25 protein-coding genes are annotated in these 21172 nt (G+C 64.1%); 15 read left to right on the top strand and 10 right to left on the bottom strand.

The genetic code is table 11. The annotated features are described in order from the left end of the window. Window positions 1-53 precede the first annotated feature (53 nt). Window positions 54-1496, bottom strand: a complete 1443-nt coding sequence (locus tag CKW22_RS24860; protein ID WP_033703469.1) for a sodium:alanine symporter family protein — start codon at window positions 1494-1496, stop codon at window positions 54-56. A 178-nt stretch (window positions 1497-1674) separates the two neighbouring features. On the opposite strand from CKW22_RS24860, the gene CKW22_RS24855 reads away from it, so the two are divergent. The 3 genes from CKW22_RS24855 to CKW22_RS24845 all read left to right on the top strand — a co-directional run bounded on the left by CKW22_RS24855 (window position 1675) and on the right by CKW22_RS24845 (window position 4413). Further along, window positions 1675-2484, top strand: a complete 810-nt coding sequence (locus tag CKW22_RS24855) for a helix-turn-helix transcriptional regulator (RefSeq protein ID WP_033703468.1) — start codon at window positions 1675-1677, stop codon at window positions 2482-2484. A 119-nt stretch (window positions 2485-2603) separates the two neighbouring features. Next, entirely contained in the window at window positions 2604-3488 is an 885-nt protein-coding gene (locus tag CKW22_RS24850; protein WP_033703467.1) for a sugar nucleotide-binding protein, read from the top strand. Then, window positions 3481-4413, top strand: a complete 933-nt coding sequence (locus CKW22_RS24845) for an NAD-dependent epimerase/dehydratase family protein (protein ID WP_033703465.1) — start codon at window positions 3481-3483, stop codon at window positions 4411-4413. Before CKW22_RS24850 ends, CKW22_RS24845 begins: the two co-directional genes overlap by 8 nt. A 35-nt stretch (window positions 4414-4448) precedes the next feature. Here the strand turns inward: CKW22_RS24845 and CKW22_RS24840 are convergent, their stop codons facing one another. After that, entirely contained in the window at window positions 4449-4892 is a 444-nt protein-coding gene (locus tag CKW22_RS24840; RefSeq protein WP_095065405.1) for a helix-turn-helix domain-containing protein, read from the bottom strand. 99 nt (window positions 4893-4991) lie between these two features. On the opposite strand from CKW22_RS24840, the gene CKW22_RS24835 reads away from it, so the two are divergent. Then, window positions 4992-6215 carry an MFS transporter gene (locus CKW22_RS24835; protein ID WP_095065403.1) on the top strand — a complete coding sequence of 408 codons (1224 nt, stop codon included), beginning with the start codon at window positions 4992-4994 and terminating at the stop codon, window positions 6213-6215. Here CKW22_RS24835 and CKW22_RS24830 read toward each other — a convergent pair. The 5 genes from CKW22_RS24830 to CKW22_RS24810 form a co-directional block, all read right to left on the bottom strand. Next, window positions 6203-6886 carry an OmpW family protein gene (locus tag CKW22_RS24830; protein ID WP_014589498.1) on the bottom strand — a complete coding sequence of 228 codons (684 nt, stop codon included), beginning with the start codon at window positions 6884-6886 and terminating at the stop codon, window positions 6203-6205. The genes CKW22_RS24835 and CKW22_RS24830 overlap by 13 nt on opposite strands. A 109-nt stretch (window positions 6887-6995) precedes the next feature. After that, complete coding sequence (locus CKW22_RS24825) at window positions 6996-7568, bottom strand: DUF3299 domain-containing protein (RefSeq protein WP_033703461.1); 573 nt, start codon at window positions 7566-7568, stop codon at window positions 6996-6998. Window positions 7569-7576: 8 nt separating this feature from the next. Continuing rightward, on the bottom strand, window positions 7577-8842 hold the full coding sequence (locus tag CKW22_RS24820; protein ID WP_033703459.1) for an ABC transporter permease: 1266 nt from the start codon (window positions 8840-8842) through the stop codon (window positions 7577-7579). Next, on the bottom strand, window positions 8842-9552 hold the full coding sequence (locus tag CKW22_RS24815; protein WP_047583472.1) for an ATP-binding cassette domain-containing protein: 711 nt from the start codon (window positions 9550-9552) through the stop codon (window positions 8842-8844). Before CKW22_RS24815 ends, CKW22_RS24820 begins: the two co-directional genes overlap by 1 nt. Continuing rightward, window positions 9553-10128 (bottom strand): DUF2796 domain-containing protein, encoded by a 576-nt coding sequence (locus CKW22_RS24810; RefSeq protein ID WP_047583473.1) that lies wholly within the window; start codon window positions 10126-10128, stop codon window positions 9553-9555. A 133-nt stretch (window positions 10129-10261) separates the two neighbouring features. Here CKW22_RS24810 and CKW22_RS24805 point away from each other — a divergent pair, with 133 nt between their 5' ends. Continuing rightward, the gene (locus CKW22_RS24805) at window positions 10262-10606 is read left to right on the top strand and encodes a hypothetical protein (RefSeq protein WP_033703455.1); all 345 of its coding nucleotides are present in this window, start codon (window positions 10262-10264) and stop codon (window positions 10604-10606) included. Between the two features lie 99 nt (window positions 10607-10705). Further along, window positions 10706-12256 (top strand): hypothetical protein, encoded by a 1551-nt coding sequence (locus tag CKW22_RS24800; protein ID WP_033703454.1) that lies wholly within the window; start codon window positions 10706-10708, stop codon window positions 12254-12256. Between the two features lie 15 nt (window positions 12257-12271). Here CKW22_RS24800 and trxA read toward each other — a convergent pair whose 3' ends face one another. From trxA to CKW22_RS24785, 3 genes are read right to left on the bottom strand one after another with little or no spacing between them, the layout of a single operon-like run. After that, complete coding sequence (gene trxA, locus CKW22_RS24795; protein ID WP_033703453.1) at window positions 12272-13144, bottom strand: thioredoxin; 873 nt, start codon at window positions 13142-13144, stop codon at window positions 12272-12274. A 31-nt stretch (window positions 13145-13175) separates the two neighbouring features. Then, complete coding sequence (locus CKW22_RS24790; protein WP_095065401.1) at window positions 13176-13835, bottom strand: methyltransferase; 660 nt, start codon at window positions 13833-13835, stop codon at window positions 13176-13178. After that, the gene (locus tag CKW22_RS24785) at window positions 13836-14288 is read right to left on the bottom strand and encodes a YbaY family lipoprotein (RefSeq protein WP_033703450.1); all 453 of its coding nucleotides are present in this window, start codon (window positions 14286-14288) and stop codon (window positions 13836-13838) included. A 105-nt stretch (window positions 14289-14393) separates the two neighbouring features. Between CKW22_RS24785 and nrdR the strand changes: the two genes are divergently transcribed. From nrdR to CKW22_RS24740, 9 genes are all read left to right on the top strand, one after another. Next, complete coding sequence (gene nrdR / locus CKW22_RS24780; RefSeq protein WP_016393425.1) at window positions 14394-14858, top strand: transcriptional regulator NrdR; 465 nt, start codon at window positions 14394-14396, stop codon at window positions 14856-14858. A 2-nt stretch (window positions 14859-14860) separates the two neighbouring features. Next, complete coding sequence (ribD, locus tag CKW22_RS24775) at window positions 14861-15991, top strand: bifunctional diaminohydroxyphosphoribosylaminopyrimidine deaminase/5-amino-6-(5-phosphoribosylamino)uracil reductase RibD (RefSeq protein WP_095065398.1); 1131 nt, start codon at window positions 14861-14863, stop codon at window positions 15989-15991. Between the two features lie 42 nt (window positions 15992-16033). Beyond that, window positions 16034-16699, top strand: coding sequence for a riboflavin synthase (locus CKW22_RS24770; RefSeq protein ID WP_095065396.1), 666 nt, complete (start codon window positions 16034-16036; stop codon window positions 16697-16699). Between the two features lie 18 nt (window positions 16700-16717). Further along, on the top strand, window positions 16718-17809 hold the full coding sequence (gene ribBA / locus CKW22_RS24765) for a bifunctional 3,4-dihydroxy-2-butanone-4-phosphate synthase/GTP cyclohydrolase II (protein ID WP_033703446.1): 1092 nt from the start codon (window positions 16718-16720) through the stop codon (window positions 17807-17809). A gap of 91 nt (window positions 17810-17900) precedes the next feature. Continuing rightward, the gene (ribE, locus tag CKW22_RS24760; protein ID WP_003255395.1) at window positions 17901-18377 is read left to right on the top strand and encodes a 6,7-dimethyl-8-ribityllumazine synthase; all 477 of its coding nucleotides are present in this window, start codon (window positions 17901-17903) and stop codon (window positions 18375-18377) included. After that, window positions 18374-18874: a transcription antitermination factor NusB gene (gene nusB, locus CKW22_RS24755; RefSeq protein ID WP_033703445.1), complete on the top strand. Its 501-nt coding sequence runs from the start codon at window positions 18374-18376 to the stop codon at window positions 18872-18874. Before ribE ends, nusB begins: the two co-directional genes overlap by 4 nt. 18 nt (window positions 18875-18892) lie before the next feature. Next, a complete protein-coding gene (thiL, locus tag CKW22_RS24750) occupies window positions 18893-19861 on the top strand; it encodes a thiamine-phosphate kinase (RefSeq protein ID WP_095065393.1) in 969 nt (322 codons plus the stop codon). Beyond that, on the top strand, window positions 19858-20361 hold the full coding sequence (locus CKW22_RS24745) for a phosphatidylglycerophosphatase A (RefSeq protein WP_033703443.1): 504 nt from the start codon (window positions 19858-19860) through the stop codon (window positions 20359-20361). Before thiL ends, CKW22_RS24745 begins: the two co-directional genes overlap by 4 nt. 16 nt (window positions 20362-20377) lie before the next feature. Further along, a complete protein-coding gene (locus CKW22_RS24740) occupies window positions 20378-21121 on the top strand; it encodes an ABC transporter substrate-binding protein (RefSeq protein ID WP_095065391.1) in 744 nt (247 codons plus the stop codon). Window positions 21122-21172 lie beyond the last annotated feature (51 nt).

The raw sequence follows: 21172 nt of genomic DNA, 5'->3' as shown, positions 1-21172 counted from the left end.
GAGCGGAGAAAGAAGAGCCGCCCGCGGGTGGGGCGGCTGGGCAGGGGAGAGTATCAGCGCTGCGGCTGGGCTTGGCCAACGGCTTTGTCAGTGGCTGTTTCCACCTGCGGGTTGGCAGGCCAGGCGTCGCGGTCCAGGTCCAGGTCGGCGAACTTGGCAGAATCGAACACCGGCTGCTTGATGCCCGCTTTGCGCTGGTCGTCGTAGTCGCGCATCACCCGCAGGCCGACCTTGAACAGCAGGGCCAGGGCCACCAGGTTGACGAAGGCCAGGCACGTCATGGTGATGTCGGCGAAGGCGAACACGGTCGACAGGTCCTGCACCGAACCCCACACCACCAACGCCAGTACCAAGGCACGGAACACCAGCAGTACCACGCGGTTGCGGCTGAGGAACTGCAGGCTGTTCTCGCCCAGGTAGTAGTTGTAGAGGATGCAGGTGAACACGAACAGCGACAGCGCCACGCTGACGAACAGGCGGCCCCAGTCACCAACCACGGCGGCCAGCGAGTTCTGGGTCAGGACGATGCCATCACCTTCGAAGCCCGGTGTGTAGAAGCCCGACAGCAGAATCAGCAGCGCGGTGCAGGTGCAGATCACGAAGGTGTCGAGGAACACGCTGAACGCCTGGACCACGCCCTGGGCGCCAGGGTGTTTAACGGCGGCCACTGCGGCAACGTTCGGTGCACTGCCCAGGCCCGCTTCGTTGGCGAATACGCCACGCTTCACGCCCATGACGATGGCGCTGCCGAGCAGGCCGGCGAATGCGGGGTCAAGGCCGAAGGCGCTCTTGAAGATGGTTTCCAGCATGGCAGGCACGTGTTCGATCTGGGTGCCGATCACGTACAGGGTCACGCCGATGTAGGCCAGGGTCTTGATCGGTACCAGCAGGTCCGACACAGCGGCGATACGCTTGATGCCGCCGATGAACACCACGGCCAGCAGCACCGCCAGGGCGATACCGGTGTGGCTCGGCGCGAAGCCGAAGGCGTTTTCCAGCGAGTGGGTCACGGTGTACGACTGCAAGCCCATGAAGGCGAAGCCATAAGTGACCAGCAGCAGGATGGAGAACACCACGGCCATGCTTTTCAGTTTCAGGCCGTGCTGAATGTAGTAAGCCGGGCCACCACGGTACAGGCCATCGCCATCGGCGCGCTTGTACACCTGGGCCAGGGTACATTCGAAGAAGCTGCTGGACATGCCCACCAGTGCGGTGACCCACATCCAGAACACGGCACCCGGGCCGCCAAGGGTCACGGCGATACCGACACCGGCGATGTTACCGGCGCCAACGCGGCCGGCCAGGCTCAGCATCAGGGCCTGGAACGAACTCAGCTGGCCTGCCTGGCCGCGCAGCGATTCCTTGAACACACTGAACATGTGCACGAAATGACGGAACTGCACGAACCGCGAACGGATGGTGAAGTAGCTGCCGAGTCCGACGATCAGCACGATGAGTAGTTTCCCCGAGAGGAAATCGTTGAGTGCTTCGAGCATTGTGAAATGACCTCGATTCTTATTCTTCGTGTGGAAAGACAGCGGGCGGCAGGCGCGCCGCTATGCGTTGGGGCGCATGGTTGGCTATGACAAGAGTGGTTACAATTTCGCATTTTGTTCTGAGTTGATGCGACTTGATGCTACACTTGCGCCATTCGCGTCACCTGGAAGCCCCTGCATGAGCGAGCATTTCGCTACCAACCTCAAACTGGCCTGCAGCCACTACCGCTCTATCTCGGAAGTTTGCCGGCAGCTGTCGATCAACCGTGCCCAGTTCAACAAGTACCTGAGCGGCCAGAGCCGTCCGACGGCGTTCAACCTCAAGCGCATCGGCGATTTCTTCGGCGTCGAGGATTACGAACTGAACGTACCCCCCGAGCAGTTCTCCCGGCTGATCGGTGCGCGGGTGTCGGCCGTGGCCGACCAGCCCAGCGACCCTATCAGTGAATTGTTCCGGCCCTTGCACGAGCACGCCGGCAACCTGTCGCGCTACTGCGGTTACTACTTCGAGTACTCCAACTGCATGTCGGTACCGGGCTCGGTGCTGCTGTCGCTGGTGCACCTGCGCGAAGAGCGCGGCCGCTTCCTGTTCGAGCGCCAGGAGCGTCAGGAGCGCAGCAGCGCCACCGACCTGCACGCCGAGGTACGTTGCCGCTACCTGGGCGCGGCGTTTCAGTTGCAAGACCGAATGTTCCTGATCGACTACGAGTCGTTGACCCTCAACGAGATGAGCCAGACCATCCTCATCCCCAGTTTCAAGAGCCGCATCACCCGCCTGAACGGCCTCAAGACCGGTGTCTCCAGCGGCGACCGGCGCAACCCGGCCTGCACCCGCGTGGTGTGGGAGTACCTGGGCGAAGAGATCAACCGCATCAATGCCTATCGCCAGGTCAAGCTGTACCGGCCGGATGACCCGCGCATCGATGACGACGTGCGCGAACGGTTGAGCGTGGGGCCGTTGAGTAATGGGTTGTTCGAGATCGAATAGGTTTTGGCAAGGGCAGGGGATGGCGTCAGGGCAGCCACCCACCCGTGTTGGACTTCCCGGGCAGGAAACCGCAAAATGACCCCTTTCCCTCAATCAACCTCTCCGGATCTGCTGACTCTATGCGTATGCGCCTAATGCTGTTGGGTGGTGGCAATGCCCTCGGGCAAGCGCTGATTCGTCTCGGGGCTGAAGAGGACATCGCATTCCTGGCACCGCGCCCGCCGGAAAACGGCTGGGACCCGGCCAGCCTCACTCAGCTGCTCGACGATCACCGCCCCAATGCCTTGGTCAACCTGGCCTATTACTTCGACTGGTTCCAGGCCGAGTCGGTCAGCGAACAGCGCCTGGCCCAGCAGGAGCGGGCGGTGGAGCGGCTGGCAGAGTTGTGCCAGCACCACCAGATCACCTTGGTGCAGCCTTCGAGCTACCGGGTTTTCGATGGCTCGCGGGCCACGGCCTACAGCGAGAAGGACGAGCCGGTGCCGCTGGGCCTGCGTGGCCAGGCACTCTGGCGTATCGAGCAGAGCGTGCGTGCGGCGTGCCCGCAACATGTGCTGCTGCGCTTTGGCTGGCTGCTCGACGAGAGCGTCGACGGTACGCTCGGGCGCTTCCTGACCCGTGCCGAGCAACCCCAGGAGTTGCTGCTGGCCGATGACCGGCGCGGCAACCCGACGCCGGTCGACGATGCGGCCCGGGTGATCCTGTCGGTGCTCAAGCAGCTCGATTGCAGTGCACCGCTGTGGGGCACCTACCATTACGCTGGCAACGAGGCGACCACGCCGCTGGCGCTTGGGCAGGCAATTCTTGCCGAGGCCGGCCAGTACCGTCAGCTGGCGGTGCAGGCCCCCACGCCGCAGGCCCATGCCGCACGGCCGGATGCCAGCGAAGAGCCACAGCACGCAGTGCTGGCCTGCAAGAAAATCCTTCACACCTTCGGTATCAAGCCGCGCGCCTGGCGCGCTGGCCTGCCACCTCTACTGGACCGTTTCTACCGCCATGGCTGACGCCCCCATCCTGATCACCGGCGGTGCCGGCTTCATAGGCTCTCACCTGTGCGATGCGCTGTTGGACAAGGGTTACGCCGTACGCATTCTCGACGACCTGTCCACCGGCAGGCGGGACAACCTGCAGATCGCGCACCCGCGCCTGGAACTGATCGAAGGCGATGTCGCCGATGCCGGCCTGGTCACGCGTGCGGCCGCGGGCTGCAGCGCAGTGGTGCACCTGGCGGCAGTGGCGTCGGTGCAGGCCTCGGTCGAAGACCCGGTAAAGACGCATCAGAGCAATTTCATTGGCACCCTCAATGTCTGCGAAGCCATGCGCGTGCACGGTGTGCGCCGGGTACTGTTCGCGTCCAGTGCTGCGGTGTACGGCAACAACGGCGAAGGCGAGTCGATAGCCGAAGACACGCCCAAGGCACCGCTGACGCCTTATGCTGTGGATAAGCTGGCCAGTGAGCAGTACCTGGATTTCTACCGCCGTCAGCACGGCCTGGAGCCGGTGGTTTTCCGCTTCTTCAATATTTTCGGCCCGCGCCAGGACCCTTCCTCGCCGTATTCCGGCGTGATCAGCATCTTCAGCGAGCGCGCCACCCAAGGGCTGCCGATCACGGTGTTCGGTGATGGCGAGCAGACCCGCGATTTCCTCTATGTCGGGGACCTGGTGCAAGTGATGATCCAGGCGCTGGAGCAGCAGCAGGTCGAGGAGGGGGCGGTGAATATCGGGCTGAACCAGGCCACGTCGCTCAACCAACTGCTGGCGGCGCTGGAGAAGGTGATCGGCAGCCTGCCTGCGATCAGCTATGGCGCGGCGCGCTCGGGCGATATCCGCCACTCACGGGCGGATAATCAGCGCTTGCTGGCGCGCTTCGACTTCCCGCAGGCAACGCCGTTGGTCGAAGGTTTGTCCCGGCTGCTCGGCAAGGCCTGAAAGCCGCCTGACGCTGTGGGAAGGTGGTCACGGAGTTATCCGTGGCGCACCAACCTGCGCTGGCAATCTTCCGGCCGCAACACCCGGCCATCCTCAGTGCGCACTTGCAGCGGGGCGATCGCCTGCCCTGTGGCCTGCTCCAGCAGTGCTGAGCGCGCCTCACCCGCTTCGAACAAAAAGCGCTCACCCCACTGGCGCAAGGCAATCACCAGCGGAAACACCGAACGGCCCTTCTCGGTCAGCACGTATTCCTTGTAGGCACTCCCATCCGATGCCGGCTGCAGCTGCAGCAAGCCACTCTCGACCAGCAACTTCAGGCGTGACGCCAGGATGTTCTTGGCCAGCCCCAGGTTCTTCTGAAACTCGCTGAAGCGGCCTAAACCATCGAAGGCATCGCGCAAGATCATCAGCGCCCAGCGGTCACCGAGCACTTCGAGGGCTCGGGCTACCGGGCATTGTGCGTTTGTTTCGTTAAGCATCAGCGAAGACTCTTCGGTTGTTCTGGTTGCAGATTAAAACCACATTTGCTAGAAAGCCACATGTGGTTTTAATTTGAAACCAGTTCGTAGGGATACGCCATGCACGCCTCAAGCACTTCACCCCCTCGTCTGACCCAAGCGATGACCCTGTTGCTGGCGCTCACCTGTGCCATGGCCGTGGCCACCGTGTACGTCGCCCAGCCACTGCTTGAGTCGATGGCATTGGACCTTGGGGTAGGGCAGCAGCGCATCGGCTGGGTGGTGGGTGCTACCCAGGCGGGTTATGCGCTGGGCTTGCTGCTGATCGTGCCGTTAGGCGACCTCATCGACCGCAAGCGCCTGATCATCGGCCAATTGCTGGTTTCGGCGCTGGCGTTGGTGGCGGTCGGCATGGCTTGGGGCTGGGCGGTGCTGCTGGTGGCGCTGGCCATGGTCGGGCTGATGGCGGTCATGGTGCAGGTGATGGTGGCGCATGCCGCGACCCTGGCCACCCCCGCGCAACAGGGGCAGGCGGTGGGCACCGTCACCAGCGGGGTGGTGCTGGGCATTCTGTTGGCGCGCCTGGTGTCTGGCGTGGTCGCCGACGTGGCCGGCTGGCGCGTCGTCTATTTTGCCGCAGCCGGGGTGCTGGTGCTGATGGCCGGGCTGCTCTGGAACGGCATGCCTGGCACCCGGCCTGCGGCGCAGCGGTCCAGTTACCTGGCGCTGATCGGCTCGCTGTTTGCTTTGTTCAGACAAGACCCGCTGCTGCGCCAGCGAGGGTTGTATGGATTATTGATCTTCGCCGCCTTCAGCGTGCTGTGGAGCGCCATGGTGCTGCCGCTGAGTGCGTCACCCCTGGCGCTCAACCATACCCAGATCGGGCTGTTTGGCCTGGCGGGTGTGGCGGGGGCCTTGGCCGCTGCCCGGGCCGGTCGCCTGGCCGACCAAGGGCGGGGCGATCGCACCACCGGTCTGGCCTTGGGCGTGCTGACGCTGTCGTGGCTGCCGACGGCGTTCGTCGAGCACTCGCTAGTGGCGTTTCTGCTGGGCGTGGTATTGCTCGATTTCGCTGTGCAGGCGGTGCATGTCACCAACCAGAGCCTGTTGTTGGCCGGGCGCAGCGCCCTGGCGAGCCGGCTGATTGGCGCCTACATGTGCTGTTATTCGCTGGGTAGCGGCCTGGGTGCGGTACTGGCGACCTGGGTCTATGCCCGTTGGGGATGGGCTGCGGTGTGCGGGTTGGGGGCGGGGATCAGTGCCACAGCGCTGGGCTGCTGGCTGGTGTCGAGCACCGGGAGCGCGGCCGTGGCCGCCCTCCCGGCCCGGGATCAGAACTTGTAGCCAAGGCCGACCATGTACACCCACGGGTCAACGTCGACGTCGACCTTGGTCTTGCTGTAGCCCAGTGCGGTCGGGCCGTTGACACTGGCCTTGGTGTCGATGTCGACGTACCAGACAGAGGCGTTGACCAGCAGGTTGTCGGTCAGCATGTAGTCCATGCCCAACTGGCCAGCGATGCCCACCGAATCCTGCAGTTTCAGGTTGCTGAAGCCCTGTTGCTTGCGTGCGCTGCTCAGGTCTTCATCGAAGAACAGGGTGTAGTTGATGCCCACGCCGGCATACGGCTGGAACCTGGAGTTGGGTTCCATCGGGTAGTACTGCAGCGACAGAGTCGGTGGCAGTTGCTTGATGTCGGCCAGCTTGCCGTCCAGGCCGCCGCCCAGGCCCTTGACGCCGACGGTGTGCTTGAACGGGGTGGCCGCCAGCAACTCCAGGCCGATGTGGTCGGTGAGCATGTAGGCGAAGGTCAGGCCCAGCTGGGTGTCGCTGTCCAGGGTCGCCTTGGTGCCCGACACCTTGTTGCCATCGAACTTCAGGTCGCCGCTGCTTTCGTTCGGCGCGGTAGTGATGGCGCCGGCGCGCAGAATCATATCGCCCGCCTGGTAGGCGTGGGCGGCAGGGGCGGCAAGGGCGAGGGCCACAAGCGAGGCGCCAAGCAAGGACTTGTTCATGGAAGCTCCCAGAGGACATTAATAATCGAGTAGTCCAATGGTACGGAGGCGTCTAAACAGAAAGTTTGATCCAGCTCAAAGAAGCGTCGTAACGAATTCGAAACAGTTCTCACTTCAGCTCATAAGCGTATATTTTCTCGGCTTCCATCTGGTATCCGGCGTCGGCCAGCTCGCTGCTGGAGGCTCTGACCTGCAGTTTTCCCTCGATCCAGTAGGGCTGATAGAGGTCTTCGACGCGCACGCCCATCTCGCTGAAAATATGCACGATCTGATTCGACGGCGGCGGGGGCACGTGGATGCAGGCGCCGTAGTAGGGCACTAGCAGAAACTCGGTGGTGCGGCCTTCCTCGCTGACTTCCAGCGGCACGATGTAGCCGGGCAGTTTGATCTGCTGGCCGTCCAGGCTTTGCACCACCGGTGCATTCGGCGCCTGCTGGTGGGCGGCGGGGGCCGACTCGGCAGACAGGGCGTCGCTCAGTTGTGACAGGTCGTGCAGTGGCGCCAGCTGCGGCGGGATGACGGGTGCGCCTTCGGGGATCAATGCGGGCCAGTCGAGTTCGCGAGGGTCGGTGGCCCAGGCAGGTAACGCCAGCGTGAGCAGCACAAGCAGGACGATCTGCACGGCGTGCACTGGCCGCTTCGCGGGTATACCCGCGAAGCAGGCGGTGAGGTTTGAGGTCATGACGGTTCTCAAAGGTGAATCGACAAGCCATCGGCCAGCGACTGCCGGTAGGCACGCCAGGCCGGCACGCTGCCCATCAGCAATGCTGCGCCGAGGATGATAGCCAACAGCGTCCACTCGTGCGCACTGGGCATGGCCAGTGGCAGGAACAAGCCGTAGTTGGCCTGCACATAGCCCTGCGCCCCGGCGATGCCAGCGTACAACAGCCCCAGCCCGGCCACGGTCCCCACCACTGCCAGCGACAGCGCCTCGAGTACCAGCAGCCCTGCGATATGCCAGGGGCGGGCACCTACCGAACGCAAGATCGCCATCTCCCGACGGCGTTCGTTGAGGCTGGTAAGAATGGCCGTGAGCATGCCGATCAACCCGGTCAGCACCACGAACAGCGAAACCACGAACAGCGCCTGCTCTGCGGTACCCATCAGGCTCCACAGTTCTTGCAGGGCAACCCCGGGCAAAATCGCCAGCAAGGGTTCGTTGCGGTACTCGTTGATTTCCCGTTGCAGGCTGAAGGTGGCGATCTTGCTGTTCAGGCCGAGCATGAATGCGGTGATGGCGGCGGGTTGCAGGTCCATGGTACGGGCCTGTTCGGCGCTGATGCGCCCCGCGCCACGGGCCGGCACGCCGTTGTGCCAGTCGATGTGAATGGCCTCCATGCCGCCCAGGCTGATGTGCAGGGTGCGGTCGACCGGGGTGCCGGTGCGTTTCAGCACACCGACCACGGTGAAGGGTTTGTCGTCGTGTTTGACCAGGCTGATGGCCGCCACGCCATGCGCCAGCACCAGCTTGTCGCCGAGCCGGTAGTGCAGCGCCTCGGCCACCTCGGCGCCGAGCACCACTTCGAACGGGTCATCGGCGAACGCACGGCCCTGGCTCAGTTCCAGGTGCTGCCTGCGGCCATACTGGTAATGGCTGAAATAGTCGCCGGTGGTGCCCATCACGCGATAGCCGCGGTGCGAGTCGCCGAGCGAAATGGGGATCGCCCACTTTACCCGTGGGTCTTGGGCATAGTGCTGGTAGCTGTCCCAACGGATGTTGTTGGTGGCGTTGCCGATACGAAACACCGAATACAACAGCAGGTTCACCGACCCCGAGCGGGCGCCGACAATCAAGTCGGTGCCGCTGATGGTGCTGGCGAAGCTGGCGCGGGCCTCGGTGCGCACCCGCTCCACGGCCAACAGCAGGCACACCGATAAGGCGATGGCGAAGGCGGTAAGGAAGGCGGTGAAACGGCGGTTGGCCAGGCTGGCCAGGGCAAGACGAAGCAGGTACATCAGGCCTCCCGGGGCTTGGCGGCGCGGTTGAGTTCGGCCAGGGACAGGTGCCGGTCGAACAGGGGGGCCAGGCTCTGGTCATGGCTGACGAACAACAGGCTGGCGCCGGCCGCGCGGCACTCGTCGAACAACAGGCGGATGAACGCTTCGCGGGTGTCGGCATCGAGGGCCGAGGTCGGTTCGTCGGCGATCACCAGTTCGGGCTGGCCGATCAGCGCCCGTGCGGCGGCAACCCGTTGCTGCTGGCCGATCGACAGGCTGTCGGCGCGGCGGGCTATAAGGGCCGGGTCACCCAGGCCCAGGTGGGCAAGCAGCGTGGCGGCAGCGTTATCGACGCTGCCATGGCGCTCGGCCGCCCGTGTGGCTCGGCTACGCGAGAAGCGGCAGGGCAATTCGACGTTCTCGCGCACCGAAAGAAACGGCAGCAGGTTGAACTGCTGGAAGATGTAACCGGTGTGGTCGACCCGGAAGCGATCGCGCGCGCCCTGGCCGAGGCTGCCGAGGTCGTGGCCAAGCAGGCGAATGCTGCCCTGGTTAGGCAGGTTCACCCCGCCCAGCAGGCCCAGCAGGGTGGTCTTGCCACTGCCGCTTGGGCCTTTGAGAAACAGCGCCTCGCCGGCCGCCAGATGAAAGGCGGGAATATCCAGCAGGGCCGGCTGACCTGGCCAGGCGAAGACCAGGTCATGCAGTTCGATCAGCGGCTGGCCCATTCAGAACGCGACCGCAGCCTTGGCAGGCGTTGCTTCCACGCCTTTCTGGCCTGTTGGGCCGATCAGTTGTACGTTGATCTTCTGGGTTGCCGGGAAGGCTTTGAACAGGGGGGCGAGGTCGATCTGGGTGAGCGTGTCCGGGTTCGCGCAGGTCAGTTGATAATGCGCACCGATGTCGCTGTGTTGGTGGCCGTGCTCATGTTCGTCGCCATCGTCGTCGGCTTTCGGCGCGTCGCCGAACAGGGGGCTTTCCAGCGCTTGTGCATCGTCCTTGCAGCCGGCAGCCGCGGCCAGCCCGAACAGTTGCAAGGGGTGTTCGAGTTGCTGGCGCACGGCGGCCACCTTGGCCTTGTCGGCATCGCTGCTGGCGGCATGTTCAAAGCCGACCAGGTTCATGGCCGGGCTGTCCAGCTCCAGCTCCAGGGTACTGCCATCCAGCACGGCATTGAGCTTGGCCACGCCGTGCTCGTGGGCGCCGAGGGTGCCATGGGCGTGATCATGGTCATGGTCATCGTGGGCATGCGCTATGGAAAGGGGCAGCAGGGCGAAGGGCAAGGCGAGCAGCAGGCGACGCATGGAAGGCTCCAGGAGCAGGCTGGGAATGATTTGGTAATGTTATAACAACTTTTCTCTGCGCCGCCAGCCTGTGTGGTGCAGGTTTCATGTTGCTGTAGCATGGCCACATTGACCTGTGCTCAAGGAAAAGATCGTGCGAATTCGCGGAAAGATTGGAGATTGGCCGGTGGATTTGTCCATCGAGTTGGAGCCGGCAGAATGGGCGCAGTTGGGCGGACAGCTCGCAGTGCCAGCGGTGCCCCGAGAAACGCCTGACGAAGTGACGGGCGCGCCGCGCCAGGACGACCGCATCTGGGCCGCAGCGCAAGCGTTGCTGCGCCAGGCGGGGCAACTCAATGGCCCGCAACTGCTGGACCGTCTTGAAGCACTGGGCGAAAGCCCGGCGCAGGCCAAACGGCTGTTGGTCCGTCTGCGCCATTGCGCGCAGGTCAAGGTGACGAGTGGTGCAGATGCCCCCGTGTTTACCTGGCTTGGTTAGCCCGCAGCTCGACCCGCCTCGGACCTGGTAAATCTGCCAGTAGTTGCATCGCTGCTTGTGTTCTTAGAATAGGCCTCGCCCGTTCAGGAGCATCGGCAGATGAGCGATGAAATGCGGTCTCAGTACGATTTGTTCGGCTGGAAAGTACGGCTTGATTTCTACTCCAGGCCAGTCAATTACAGTTATGCGGTGTGGCATCAAGGCGTGGGTGACACGCGCCCTGAAGACACCGAAGCCTTTGACTTCGAGCGCGTCATCAGCCCGGGTACAAGCTGGGAGCATTGCACGGGATTGCTCGGCCTGCCTTGGCTCGAGTTTCAACCCTATCCTCATGAACGGCCCATCCTCATTCGCCGGAGGCTGGCCAGGTTCGTGCGTACTTCCATACGCAGGGATCTTGGCGAAGTCATCCGCAAAGTCAGCGAGCTCATAGCCGTAGAGGCGGGCGAACCCTACTATTTGCATCAGCAGTTCCACTTCGATGCGTTTGTCGGCACGCTGGATGCCGAGAAGGTCCTCAGGCTCCAGGTGGCCAAGGGATCGACTTTTGCTTTGGGTTATCTCGACTCCTTGAAGCGCGACGAAGAAGCCGCAGAGGGTTTTCGCGCGCGATTTGAAGCGTTACCGGACGAGCGTCGGGTCATCAGGATGCGCCGGCTGTCCATCGAACCTGGGAGTGACTGGCTGATCAAGCCACTGTATTTTGCCATTCGCATGGTGCCTGAACGGAGCCGATGGGACCCCTTCACCATGGCCTGCAACCTCTATATGACCTACCAGGCAGAGCCTGGCGGCCGCATTCCGGTGGACGGTGCCTGGGTGCTCGGCGAAGAGGGTCATGTTGCCCAGGCACTCGTGGATGACCGTATCATCCCCAGCGTCGCACCGCCCAGCCGGCACTTCATGGGGCTTGCCAGCCTGCTCTACCCGGAAGGCGGGATCAGAAGTCTCAGCGTTGGCAGGTCCGCGCCCGTGAGCTTCGTTTGGTACAAGGACCGGTTTTTCAGTCCACCAGCGGCCGTCAACTCGGAGGGCATGTATCACGCCGAGCCGTTGATCAAAGTCGTGGATGGTGTGCGCAGCCGGACCCATGTGGCGCTGACGCCGCAAACGCTGCCCGGTGTGTCATGGCAGCTTGGCGAATCTTCCAAGGGGCGTTACGAGCCTGATCGTTCGGGCTGCTGGTACTGCCCGCCGGCAGATCCTCAACCTGAATACGATCAGGATGGCAAGACGCAGAAACCCTGTGCACTCAAAGCCAGTCTTGGCGAGCTATTGACCATCGATGTGCTGGAAAGCCGTTACTACGGGCGTGTTTTTCAATCCACCTTCGTGATTGTCAACGCGTTCCCTACGCATTTTTTCAGGGTGCGCAACCACAACGGGCGTGTATCGCTAAGGTTGTACTACATCGGCATCGGGGGCGCTCAGGTAGAGGTCGACCCCCAGGTGATAGAGTGGCAAGTGGTCGCCGGGGATGGTCGCATGGCCCAGGATGGGACGTTCACCCCAGGCCACAGCAGTACATTCTCGGTGGTTCAGGCCATTGAGCCGGATGAACGACAGCGTTACTGGTATTGGGCTTTCATCGTGATCCCTGTCCCACTGATGGATGTCGACACCTTCGTCGCCATGAGCGACTCACGATAGCAGTGGCTTGTCGCTTCAATACATCGCGGCGAAAAGCTTGCGCCGATACGCACCGACCAAGGGGTGATCACCGCCCAGTAATTCGAAGACCTGCAGCAGCGTCTTGTGTGGCAGACCATTCTCGTACCCGCGGTTGCGCTGGAACAGCTTGAGCAGGCTTTCCAATGCTGGCTCGTACTGCTGACGCGCCAGCTGTTGAATGCACAGTTGGTAAGTGGCTTCATCATCCAGCGGATTCTGCGCCAGGCGGCTCTTGAGGTCGGCAACTTCCGGCAGGCTGGCGGCCTGGCGCAGGAAGGTCAGTTGCGCCTTGGCACCGGCCAGGGCAGCCTTGTGCTCGTCGGTCTTGACCGCATCCAGCACGACCTCGGCTTCACCCAACTCACCGCGTTCGGCCAGGCAACGGGCGTACAGGATCAGCGCCTCGGCATTGCTGTTGTCTTCGCCAAGCAGCGCCTGCAGCAGCGCTTCGGCTTCGGCAAAACGGCTCTCGGCGAACAGCGCCTTGGCCTGTTCCAGTGGCGAAGCGGTAGGGGCGGCCGGCATTTGCACGTGCGGTTCGAGCAGTGCGCGGATCGCCGACTCCGGCTGCGCACCGGCAAAACCATCGACCGGCTGGCCGTCCTTGAACAGCACCACGGTCGGCAGGCTGCGGATGCCGAACTGGGCGACCACCTGCTGTTCTACGTCGCAGTTGATCTTGGCCAGCAGCAGCTCGCCCTGGTAACCCTCGGCGATCTTCGCCAGCAAGGGCATCAGCGCCTTGCACGGGGCGCACCACTCGGCCCAGAAGTCCACCAGCACCGGCTTGTGGAAAGAGTTCTCGATGACCAGTTGCTGGAAGGTGGCATCGGTGGCGTCGAAAATGTACGGCGTGTCTTGGCTCATCGCGACTCTCGCAAACTCGTGAATGGCACCACTATAAAGGCTCGCGGCTAGCGTGGTACAGGCTGACCCGGCGGAATTCGTGGGGCTCGGCCAGGTCTGGGAGGGTCAGTGCGTCGAGCACGCCCAATTGCCGGTACAGCGGGTGGCAGAAGTCGCGAACCCGTGAGTCCGCCACCAGGGCCTGGCGACCACGGCCGAGGAAGGCGTCGAGCAGGGGCAGGTTGGCGCGGTCATACAGCACATCGGCGACCAGGATCAAGTCGAAGCGGTCGTCCTCGGCGAAGAAATCGCTGCTGTAACCCAGCGCCACCCCGTTCAGCGCGGCGTTGGCGCAGCAGGCGTCGAGGGCCAGCGGGTCGAGGTCGCAGGCCACCACTTCCAGGGCGCCAGCGCGGGCTGCGGCAATGCCGGCGATACCGCTGCCGGCGCCAAAATCGAGCACGCGCTTGCCGGCCACCCAGTGCGGGTGTGCAGCCAAGTAACGGGCCATGGCCAGGCCGCTGGCCCAGCAGAAGCTCCAGTAGGGTGGCTCTTCGAGGATGCGCCGGGTTTCTTCGCTGCTGAATGCGCGGTCCATGTTCTGGTCGTCGATCAGCCAGAGCTTCAGTTCGCATTCAGGCAGCTCGCTGGCCACCAGGCGCGCTTCGCCGATCAGGCCGCTGAGGGCCTGTTGCAGTGCCAGGGGTGCCACTTACGGTGCCTTCTCGAAGCGCAGCGGCCCGGTGGCCTGGGTCTGTGCCTGGGTAATGCGTACCGGCGGAAGGTGCATGATCAGCTGGCCAGAGCGGCTGGCACGGCCACGCAGCTCTACCCGGGCACCGGCCGGAAAAGCCTCGGGGTTGAAGCGCAACTGGTAAGGCAGCGCCTGCCCGGTGCCGCTCAGGTTGCTGCTGGCCAGCAGGCGTTGCGGGCGGTCGCGTTCGTCGATGACCAGCAGGGCCAGCTCCACATCGGCCCCGGCCGGGACTTCCAGCAAGGTACCGCTCAGTTCGCGCTGGTAGGCGGGCAGCGGGCCAAGGGGCTGGGTTTTCTTGGCCGATTTTGCTGGCGCGGGCGCCTGGGCCTGTTCGGGCTTGGGCCGGTCGCTACCGCAAGCGGCAAGCAAGGCGGCGCAGCACAGCACGACGAGCGCTCGATGGTGCATTGGGTCATCCTTCAGGGGCAGATTTCCCTGGATGTTAACCCCTTTGGCTTGTCTTGCCAGTGGGATGCGCTACCATGGCCCTCCCTTTTTTTGTTGCCTGCCACCATGCACTGTCCCTTTTGCGGTGCCAACGACACCAAGGTCATCGACTCTCGTCTTGTCGCCGAGGGCGAGCAAGTGCGCCGCCGTCGCGAGTGCGTCGCCTGCGGCGAACGTTTCACCACCTTCGAAACTGCCGAACTGGTGCTGCCGCGGCTGATCAAGCAAGACGGCACGCGCCAGCCCTTCGACGAAGACAAGTTGCGTGCAGGCATGCAACGGGCACTGGAAAAACGCCCGGTCAGCGTCGAACGCCTGGAAGCGGCGCTGGCGCACATCAAGAGCCGCCTGCGCGCCACCGGCGAGCGCGAGGTCAAGTCGCTGGTGGTGGGTGAACTGGTGATGGCCGAGCTGCGCAAACTCGACGAAGTGGCGTATATCCGCTTTGCCTCGGTGTACCGACGCTTCCAGGACCTCGACGAATTCCGCGAAGAAATCGACCGCCTGGCCCGTGAGCCAGCCAAAGAGTGAGCATGCCCAGCCAGACCGCGATTCTCGACGCCCACTACATGGCCCGTGCCCTGGAACTGGCTCGCAAGGGTGTCTACAGCACCCACCCCAACCCGCGCGTGGGCTGTGTGATCGTGCGCGATGGCGAGGTGGTGGGCGAGGGCTGGCACGTGCGCGCCGGTGAGCCGCATGCCGAGGTGCATGCCCTGCGCCAGGCCGGTGAGCGTGCCCGCGGCGCCTGCGCCTATGTCACCCTCGAACCCTGCAGCCACCATGGCCGCACGCCGCCGTGCGCCGAAGCTCTGGTCAAGGCCGGCGTGGCCCGCGTGGTGGCGGCGATGCAGGACCCCAACCCACAGGTAGCGGGGCAGGGGCTGCGGCGCCTGGCAGCGGTGGGTATCGAGGTCCACAGCGGCGTGCTGGAAGCCGAGGCTCGGGCCCTCAACCCAGGCTTTCTCAAGCGCATGGAGCACGGCCTGCCGTTCGTCAGGGCCAAGCTGGCCATGAGCCTGGACGGCCGCACCGCCATGGCCAGCGGCGAAAGCCAATGGATCACCGGCCCCGCCGCCCGTGCTGCGGTGCAGCGCCTGCGCGCCCGTTCAAGTGTGGTGCTCACCAGCGCCGCCAGCGTGCTGACCGATAACGCACGCATGACCGTGCGTGGCGCAGAGCTTGGCCTGGATGATGAAACCCGTGCCCTGGCATTGAGCCGCCCACCGCTGCGCGTGCTGATCGATGGCCGCCTGCGGTTGGCGCTGGATGCGCCGTTCTTCCTGGCTGGCCCGGCCCTGGTGGTGACGGCTGCCGCAGCAGATGCGCGGTACGCCGAGGCGGGCCACGAGCTGCTGAGCCTGCCAGGCGCCGATGGCCAGGTCGACCTGCCCGCGTTGATGCGTGTGCTGGCCCAGCGTGGCGTCAACGAGATTCTGCTGGAAGCCGGCGCAGGCCTTGCCGGTGCGTTCGCCCGGCAAGGCCTGATCGACGAGTACCAGTTGTTCGTCGCCGGTACCTTCCTGGGCTCCCAGGCCCGCCCGCTGCTGGAGTGGCCCCTGGCAACGATGAGCGAAGCGCCGCGACTGAAAATTACCGAAATGCGCGCGGTGGGCGATGACTGGCGGGTCACGGCCATCCCCCTGCCGGCGCCCGGCGTATAATGCCAGGCTTGCCCTGCGCAACCCGTTCTTGAGGAAGACCCCATGTTCACCGGCATCATCGAATCCATCGGCACTGTCCGCAGCCTGACCCCCAAAGGTGGCGACGTGCGCGTCTACGTCGAGACCGGCAAGCTCGACCTGGGTGACGTCAAGCTCGGCGACAGCATCGCCGTCAACGGCGTATGCCTGACCGCCGTCGAACTGCCGGGCGATGGCTTCTGGGCCGACGTCAGCGTCGAAACCCTCAAGCGCACCGCCTTCATCGACCTCAAGAGCGGCAGCAAGGTCAACCTGGAAAAGGCCCTGACCCCCACCACCCGCCTGGGCGGCCACCTGGTCAGCGGCCACGTCGACGGTGTCGGCGAAATCATCTCGCGCAGCGATAACGCCCGCGCTATCCAGTTCTGCGTGCGTGCACCCAAGGAGCTGGCCAAGTACATCGCCCACAAGGGTTCGATCACCGTCGACGGCACCAGCCTGACGGTCAATGAGGTCAATGGCGCCGAGTTCGAGCTGACCATTGTCCCGCACACCCTGTCCGAAACCATCATGGCCGACTACCGCGCAGGGCGTCGGGTAAACCTTGAGGTCGACCTGCTGGCCCGTTACCTGGAGCGTCTGCTGCTGGGCGACAAGGCTGGCGAACCGAGCAAGGGCAGTGGCATTACCGAAAGCTTCCTGGCCGCCAACGGCTTCTTGAAATCCTGATTGAGAAGGGGGTGCCGAGTGGCGCTCAACAGCATCGAAGAACTGGTCGAAGACATCCGCCAGGGCAAAATGGTCATCCTCATGGATGACGAAGACCGCGAGAACGAAGGCGACATCATCATGGCGGCCGAGTGCTGCCTGCCTGAGCACATCAACTTCATGGCCAAGCATGCCCGTGGCCTGATCTGCATGCCGATGACCCGCGAGCGCTGCGAAACGCTCAAGCTGCCGCTGATGGCGCCGCGTAACGGGTCCGGCTTCGGCACCAAGTTCACCGTGTCGATCGAGGCTGCCGAAGGTGTCACCACCGGCATTTCCGCTGCCGACCGCGCACGTACCGTGCAAGCTGCCGCTGCCAAGGACGCCAAGGCCGAGGACATCGTCAGCCCGGGCCACATCTTCCCGCTGATGGCCCAGCCGGGCGGCACCCTGGCCCGCGCCGGCCACACCGAGGCCGCTTGCGACCTGGCGCGCATGGCCGGCTTCGAGCCGAGCGGCGTGATCTGCGAAGTGATGAACGATGACGGCACCATGTCGCGCCGCGCCGAGCTGGAAGTGTTCGCCGCCGAGCACGGCCTGAAGATCGGCACCATCGCCGACCTGATCCACTACCGCATGATCCACGAGCGCACCGTACAACGCGTCTCCGAGCAGCCGGTGGAGAGCGAGCTGGGCGAGTTCAACCTGGTCACCTACCGCGATGCGGTGGAAGGCGACGTGCACATGGCCCTGACCCTGGGCAATATCTGCGCCGAAGAGCCGACCCTGGTGCGCGTGCACAACATGGACCCGCTGCGCGACCTGCTGCTGGTCAAGCAACCGGGCCGCTGGAGCCTGCGCGCCGCCATGGCTGCCGTGGCCGAAGCTGGCAGCGGCGTGGTACTGCTGCTGGGCCACCCGCTGGACGGCGACGTGCTGCTGGCGCACATCCGCGAAAGCGCGGGCGATGCACCGACCAAGGTACCGACCACCTACAGCACCGTGGGTGCCGGTTCGCAGATCCTACGCGACCTCGGTGTGCGCAAGATGCGCCTGATGAGTTCGCCGATGAAGTTCAATGCGATATCCGGATTCGATCTGGAAGTTGTAGAATACGTGCCCTCCGAGTGACTTGAGGCGGCATTGACGCCCTCTACTCGAGTCCAGACCCCTGCCGAGGCCGCTTGTATGCGGCCTCGCTCTTGAACATGAGAACATCGGAATGACCCTGAAGACCATCGAAGGTACCTTCATCGCCCCCAAAGGTCGCTATGCTTTGGTGGTTGGCCGCTTCAACAGCTTCGTCGTCGAAAGCCTGGTAAGCGGTGCCGTTGATGCCCTGGTACGCCACGGTGTCAGCGAAAGCGACATCACCATCATCCGTGCCCCGGGCGCGTTCGAAATCCCGCTGGTAGCACAGAAGGTCGCCCAGCAAGGCGCGTACGACGCGATCATCGCCCTGGGCGCCGTGATCCGCGGTGGTACCCCGCACTTCGAGTACGTGGCGGGCGAATGCACCAAGGGCCTGGCCCAGGTGTCCATGGAGTTCGGTGTTCCGGTGGCCTTCGGCGTTCTGACCGTCGACTCCATCGAACAGGCCATCGAGCGTTCCGGCACCAAGGCTGGCAACAAAGGTGCTGAAGCTGCCCTGTCCGCTCTGGAAATGGTCAGCCTGCTGGCGCAGTTGGAGGCCAAGTGATTAGCGACGAAAGCGATCGTTTCAACCCGCGCGATCCAAAACCTGCGGATGCCGGCAAGCCCTCGAAAAGCGCCAAGCGCCGCGAAGCCCGTAAGCTCGCGACTCAGGCGCTGTACCAGTGGCACATGGCGCGTCAGTCGGTAAACGAGATCGAAGCGCAGTTCCGGGTCGATAACGATTTCACCGATGTCGATGGCGCCTACTTCCGCGAGATCCTGCATGGGGTCCCGGCCAAGAAGGACGAGATCGACGCGGCCCTGAAGCCTTGCCTGGCGCTGGCGCTGGAAGAGCTCGACCCTGTCGAACTGGCTGTGCTGCGGTTGTCCACCTGGGAACTGATGATGCGCGTCGATGTACCGTATCGCGTGGTGATCAACGAAGGTATCGAGCTGGCCAAGGTCTTCGGTGCCACCGACGGCCACAAGTTCGTCAACGGCGTGCTGGACAAGCTCGCCCCTTCGCTGCGCGAAGCGGAAGCCAAGGCGAACAAGCGCTGATCCCGGCGCTGGCCGACCATGGGTGAGTTCGAGCTGATCAGCCATTACTTCGCCGCCGCGCCCTGTGCGCAAGATGGTGAAGGTGTGGCCCTGGGCATCGGTGACGATTGCGCGCTGCTGGATTTGCCTGCGGGCGAGCAACTGGCGGTGTCCACCGACACCCTGGTGGCCGGCGTGCACTTCCCTGCGGTCTGCGACCCCTTGTTGCTTGGCCAGCGCTCGCTGGCCGTGGCCGCCAGTGACCTGGCGGCGATGGGCGCCACCCCCATCGGCTTCACCCTTGCCCTGACCTTGCCCGATGTCAGCGCCGACTGGCTGCAAGCCTACGCTGACGGCCTTAACCGTATGGCCCGGCGTTGCCAGCTGAGCCTGATTGGCGGTGACACCACCCGCGGCCCCTTGAGTATCACCATGACCGTGTTTGGCCGCGTGCCGGCCGGGCAGGCGTTGCGCCGTGGTGGTGCTCGCCCGGGTGACCTTCTGTGCGTGGGGGGTGAGCTGGGCAACGCCGCCGGCGCCTTGCCGTTGGTCCTGGGCCAGCGCCAGGCCGAGGCCGCACTCGCCCAGCCGCTGATCGATCACTACTGGTCGCCTTCGCCGCAGTTCGCCCTGGGGCAGCTGTTGCGCGGGCGAGCCAGCGCGGCACTGGACATCTCCGACGGCCTGCTGGCCGACTGCGGGCATATTGCCAAGGCTTCCCGCGTGGCGCTCGAGGTGAACCTGGAGCAGGTGCCGATGTCATCCGCTCTGCAGGGTTTGCTCGGCCATGAGGCCGCCGTGCAGGCGGCCCTGACCGGTGGCGACGACTATGTGCTGGCGTTCACTTTGCCGCCGGCGCAGCTTTTATCCCTGCAGGCGCAAGGCCTGGCGGCGTTTCATGTCATCGGGCGCGTGCTCGAGGGCCAAGGCGTCAGCCTGCGTGACCGGCAGGGCCAGGACATCACCCCGCGGCAACGCGGCTATCAACATTTTAGGGAGACACCGTGACCGATCACCCCAATCAGGTGCCTGCGGAGTTCGTTCCGCCCTCGGTCTGGCGCAACCCCTGGCACTTCATCGCCTTCGGCTTCGGCTCCGGCACCTTGCCCAAGGCGCCGGGCACCTGGGGCTCGCTGGTGGCCATACCGTTCATCCCGCTGTGGCAGATGCTGCCAGACTGGGGTTACTGGCTGCTGCTGGGCGTGACCATGCTGTTCGGTTTCTGGTTGTGCGGCAAAGTCGCCAATGACTTGCGCGTGCATGACCATGAGGGCATTGTCTGGGACGAGATGGTGGGCATGTGGATCACCCTCTGGCTGGTGCCGGAAGGCTGGCAATGGTTGCTGGCGGGGTTCCTGATGTTCCGCTTCTTCGACATCCTCAAACCATGGCCGATTCGCTGGATCGACCGCCATGTGCATGGCGGGGTCGGGATCATGCTCGACGATGTCCTGGCCGGCGTGTTCGCCTGGCTGGGTATGCAGGTTCTGGTGTGGGCGGTTGCCTGAGACAGGGAGCGCGTAGATGGCCATAAGGACTGTGCTGTTGGCAATGCTGCTGGGCTTTGCTCCCTGGGTGGGGGCGGCCGAAGGTGTGCTGAAGCAGGTCCATCTGGTCAGCGAAGAATGGCTCGACTACACCAACGCCGACGGTAGCGGGGTTGCCTGGGATGTACTGCGCAAGGTGTTCGAGCCTGCCGGGGTCAAGGTCGTTACCCAGAGCGCGCCTTACAGCCGTGCGGTGGGGCTGGTCAAACGGGGCGAGGCCGATGCCTGGGTCGGCTCCTACAAGGACGAGGCTGACGACAACCTCTACCCGCGTTGGCACTTCGACATGGACCATATCTACGCCCTGGGGCTGGTCGCCAAGCCTGTGCCCACACCCAGCACGGTCGGCCGGTATCGCCTGGCCTGGGTGCGCGGCTACGACTACGCCAGCTATCTGCCCAATGCGCACAACTTCCGCGAAATCCAGCGCCGCGAGGGCATTCTGCCGATGCTCGAACATGACCGAGTGGACTTCTACATCGATGCGCTGACCGAAGTCGACTACGTGCTGGGCCAGGCTTCCGAGCCTGCGCGTTTTCGTAAAACCCATGTCGCCGAGCTACCGCTGTACCTGGCATTTGCCCACAACGAAAAGTCCAAGGCGCTGCGCGACCTGTTCGACAAGCGCATGGCCGAGCTGGTGCGCAGCGGTGAATTGAAGCCGATTTTCGAGCACTGGAAACAGCCGTATCCGTTCACCACCGACAGCCAGCCGCAGTGAGCGCTACCCGCTCCCATACAGGTTCGGCGTCTTGAGGGCGGGCCTCTGCTA

It is taken from the genome of Pseudomonas sp. Irchel s3f19 (assembly GCF_900187555.1).
Taxonomy (GTDB): Bacteria; Pseudomonadota; Gammaproteobacteria; order Pseudomonadales; family Pseudomonadaceae; genus Aquipseudomonas; species Aquipseudomonas capeferrum.
Note: the sequence above shows the minus strand (reverse complement) of the source record. Positions and strands in the feature narration are given on the sequence as shown.

What these genes read in the sequence shown, in the direction of transcription:
- CKW22_RS24860 (WP_033703469.1), bottom strand. Translation starts at nt 1,496, where the DNA reads ATGCTCGAAGCACTCAACGATTTCCTCTCGGGGAAACTACTCATCGTG.
- CKW22_RS24855 (WP_033703468.1), top strand. Translation starts at nt 1,675, where the DNA reads ATGAGCGAGCATTTCGCTACCAACCTCAAACTGGCCTGCAGCCACTAC.
- CKW22_RS24850 (WP_033703467.1), top strand. Translation starts at nt 2,604, where the DNA reads ATGCGTATGCGCCTAATGCTGTTGGGTGGTGGCAATGCCCTCGGGCAA.
- CKW22_RS24845 (WP_033703465.1), top strand. Translation starts at nt 3,481, where the DNA reads ATGGCTGACGCCCCCATCCTGATCACCGGCGGTGCCGGCTTCATAGGC.
- CKW22_RS24840 (WP_095065405.1), bottom strand. Translation starts at nt 4,892, where the DNA reads ATGCTTAACGAAACAAACGCACAATGCCCGGTAGCCCGAGCCCTCGAA.
- CKW22_RS24835 (WP_095065403.1), top strand. Translation starts at nt 4,992, where the DNA reads ATGCACGCCTCAAGCACTTCACCCCCTCGTCTGACCCAAGCGATGACC.
- CKW22_RS24830 (WP_014589498.1), bottom strand. Translation starts at nt 6,886, where the DNA reads ATGAACAAGTCCTTGCTTGGCGCCTCGCTTGTGGCCCTCGCCCTTGCC.
- CKW22_RS24825 (WP_033703461.1), bottom strand. Translation starts at nt 7,568, where the DNA reads ATGACCTCAAACCTCACCGCCTGCTTCGCGGGTATACCCGCGAAGCGG.
- CKW22_RS24820 (WP_033703459.1), bottom strand. Translation starts at nt 8,842, where the DNA reads ATGTACCTGCTTCGTCTTGCCCTGGCCAGCCTGGCCAACCGCCGTTTC.
- CKW22_RS24815 (WP_047583472.1), bottom strand. Translation starts at nt 9,552, where the DNA reads ATGGGCCAGCCGCTGATCGAACTGCATGACCTGGTCTTCGCCTGGCCA.
- CKW22_RS24810 (WP_047583473.1), bottom strand. Translation starts at nt 10,128, where the DNA reads ATGCGTCGCCTGCTGCTCGCCTTGCCCTTCGCCCTGCTGCCCCTTTCC.
- CKW22_RS24800 (WP_033703454.1), top strand. Translation starts at nt 10,706, where the DNA reads ATGAGCGATGAAATGCGGTCTCAGTACGATTTGTTCGGCTGGAAAGTA.
- trxA (WP_033703453.1), bottom strand. Translation starts at nt 13,144, where the DNA reads ATGAGCCAAGACACGCCGTACATTTTCGACGCCACCGATGCCACCTTC.
- CKW22_RS24785 (WP_033703450.1), bottom strand. Translation starts at nt 14,288, where the DNA reads ATGCACCATCGAGCGCTCGTCGTGCTGTGCTGCGCCGCCTTGCTTGCC.
- nrdR (WP_016393425.1), top strand. Translation starts at nt 14,394, where the DNA reads ATGCACTGTCCCTTTTGCGGTGCCAACGACACCAAGGTCATCGACTCT.
- ribD (WP_095065398.1), top strand. Translation starts at nt 14,861, where the DNA reads ATGCCCAGCCAGACCGCGATTCTCGACGCCCACTACATGGCCCGTGCC.
- CKW22_RS24770 (WP_095065396.1), top strand. Translation starts at nt 16,034, where the DNA reads ATGTTCACCGGCATCATCGAATCCATCGGCACTGTCCGCAGCCTGACC.
- ribE (WP_003255395.1), top strand. Translation starts at nt 17,901, where the DNA reads ATGACCCTGAAGACCATCGAAGGTACCTTCATCGCCCCCAAAGGTCGC.
- thiL (WP_095065393.1), top strand. Translation starts at nt 18,893, where the DNA reads ATGGGTGAGTTCGAGCTGATCAGCCATTACTTCGCCGCCGCGCCCTGT.
- CKW22_RS24740 (WP_095065391.1), top strand. Translation starts at nt 20,378, where the DNA reads ATGGCCATAAGGACTGTGCTGTTGGCAATGCTGCTGGGCTTTGCTCCC.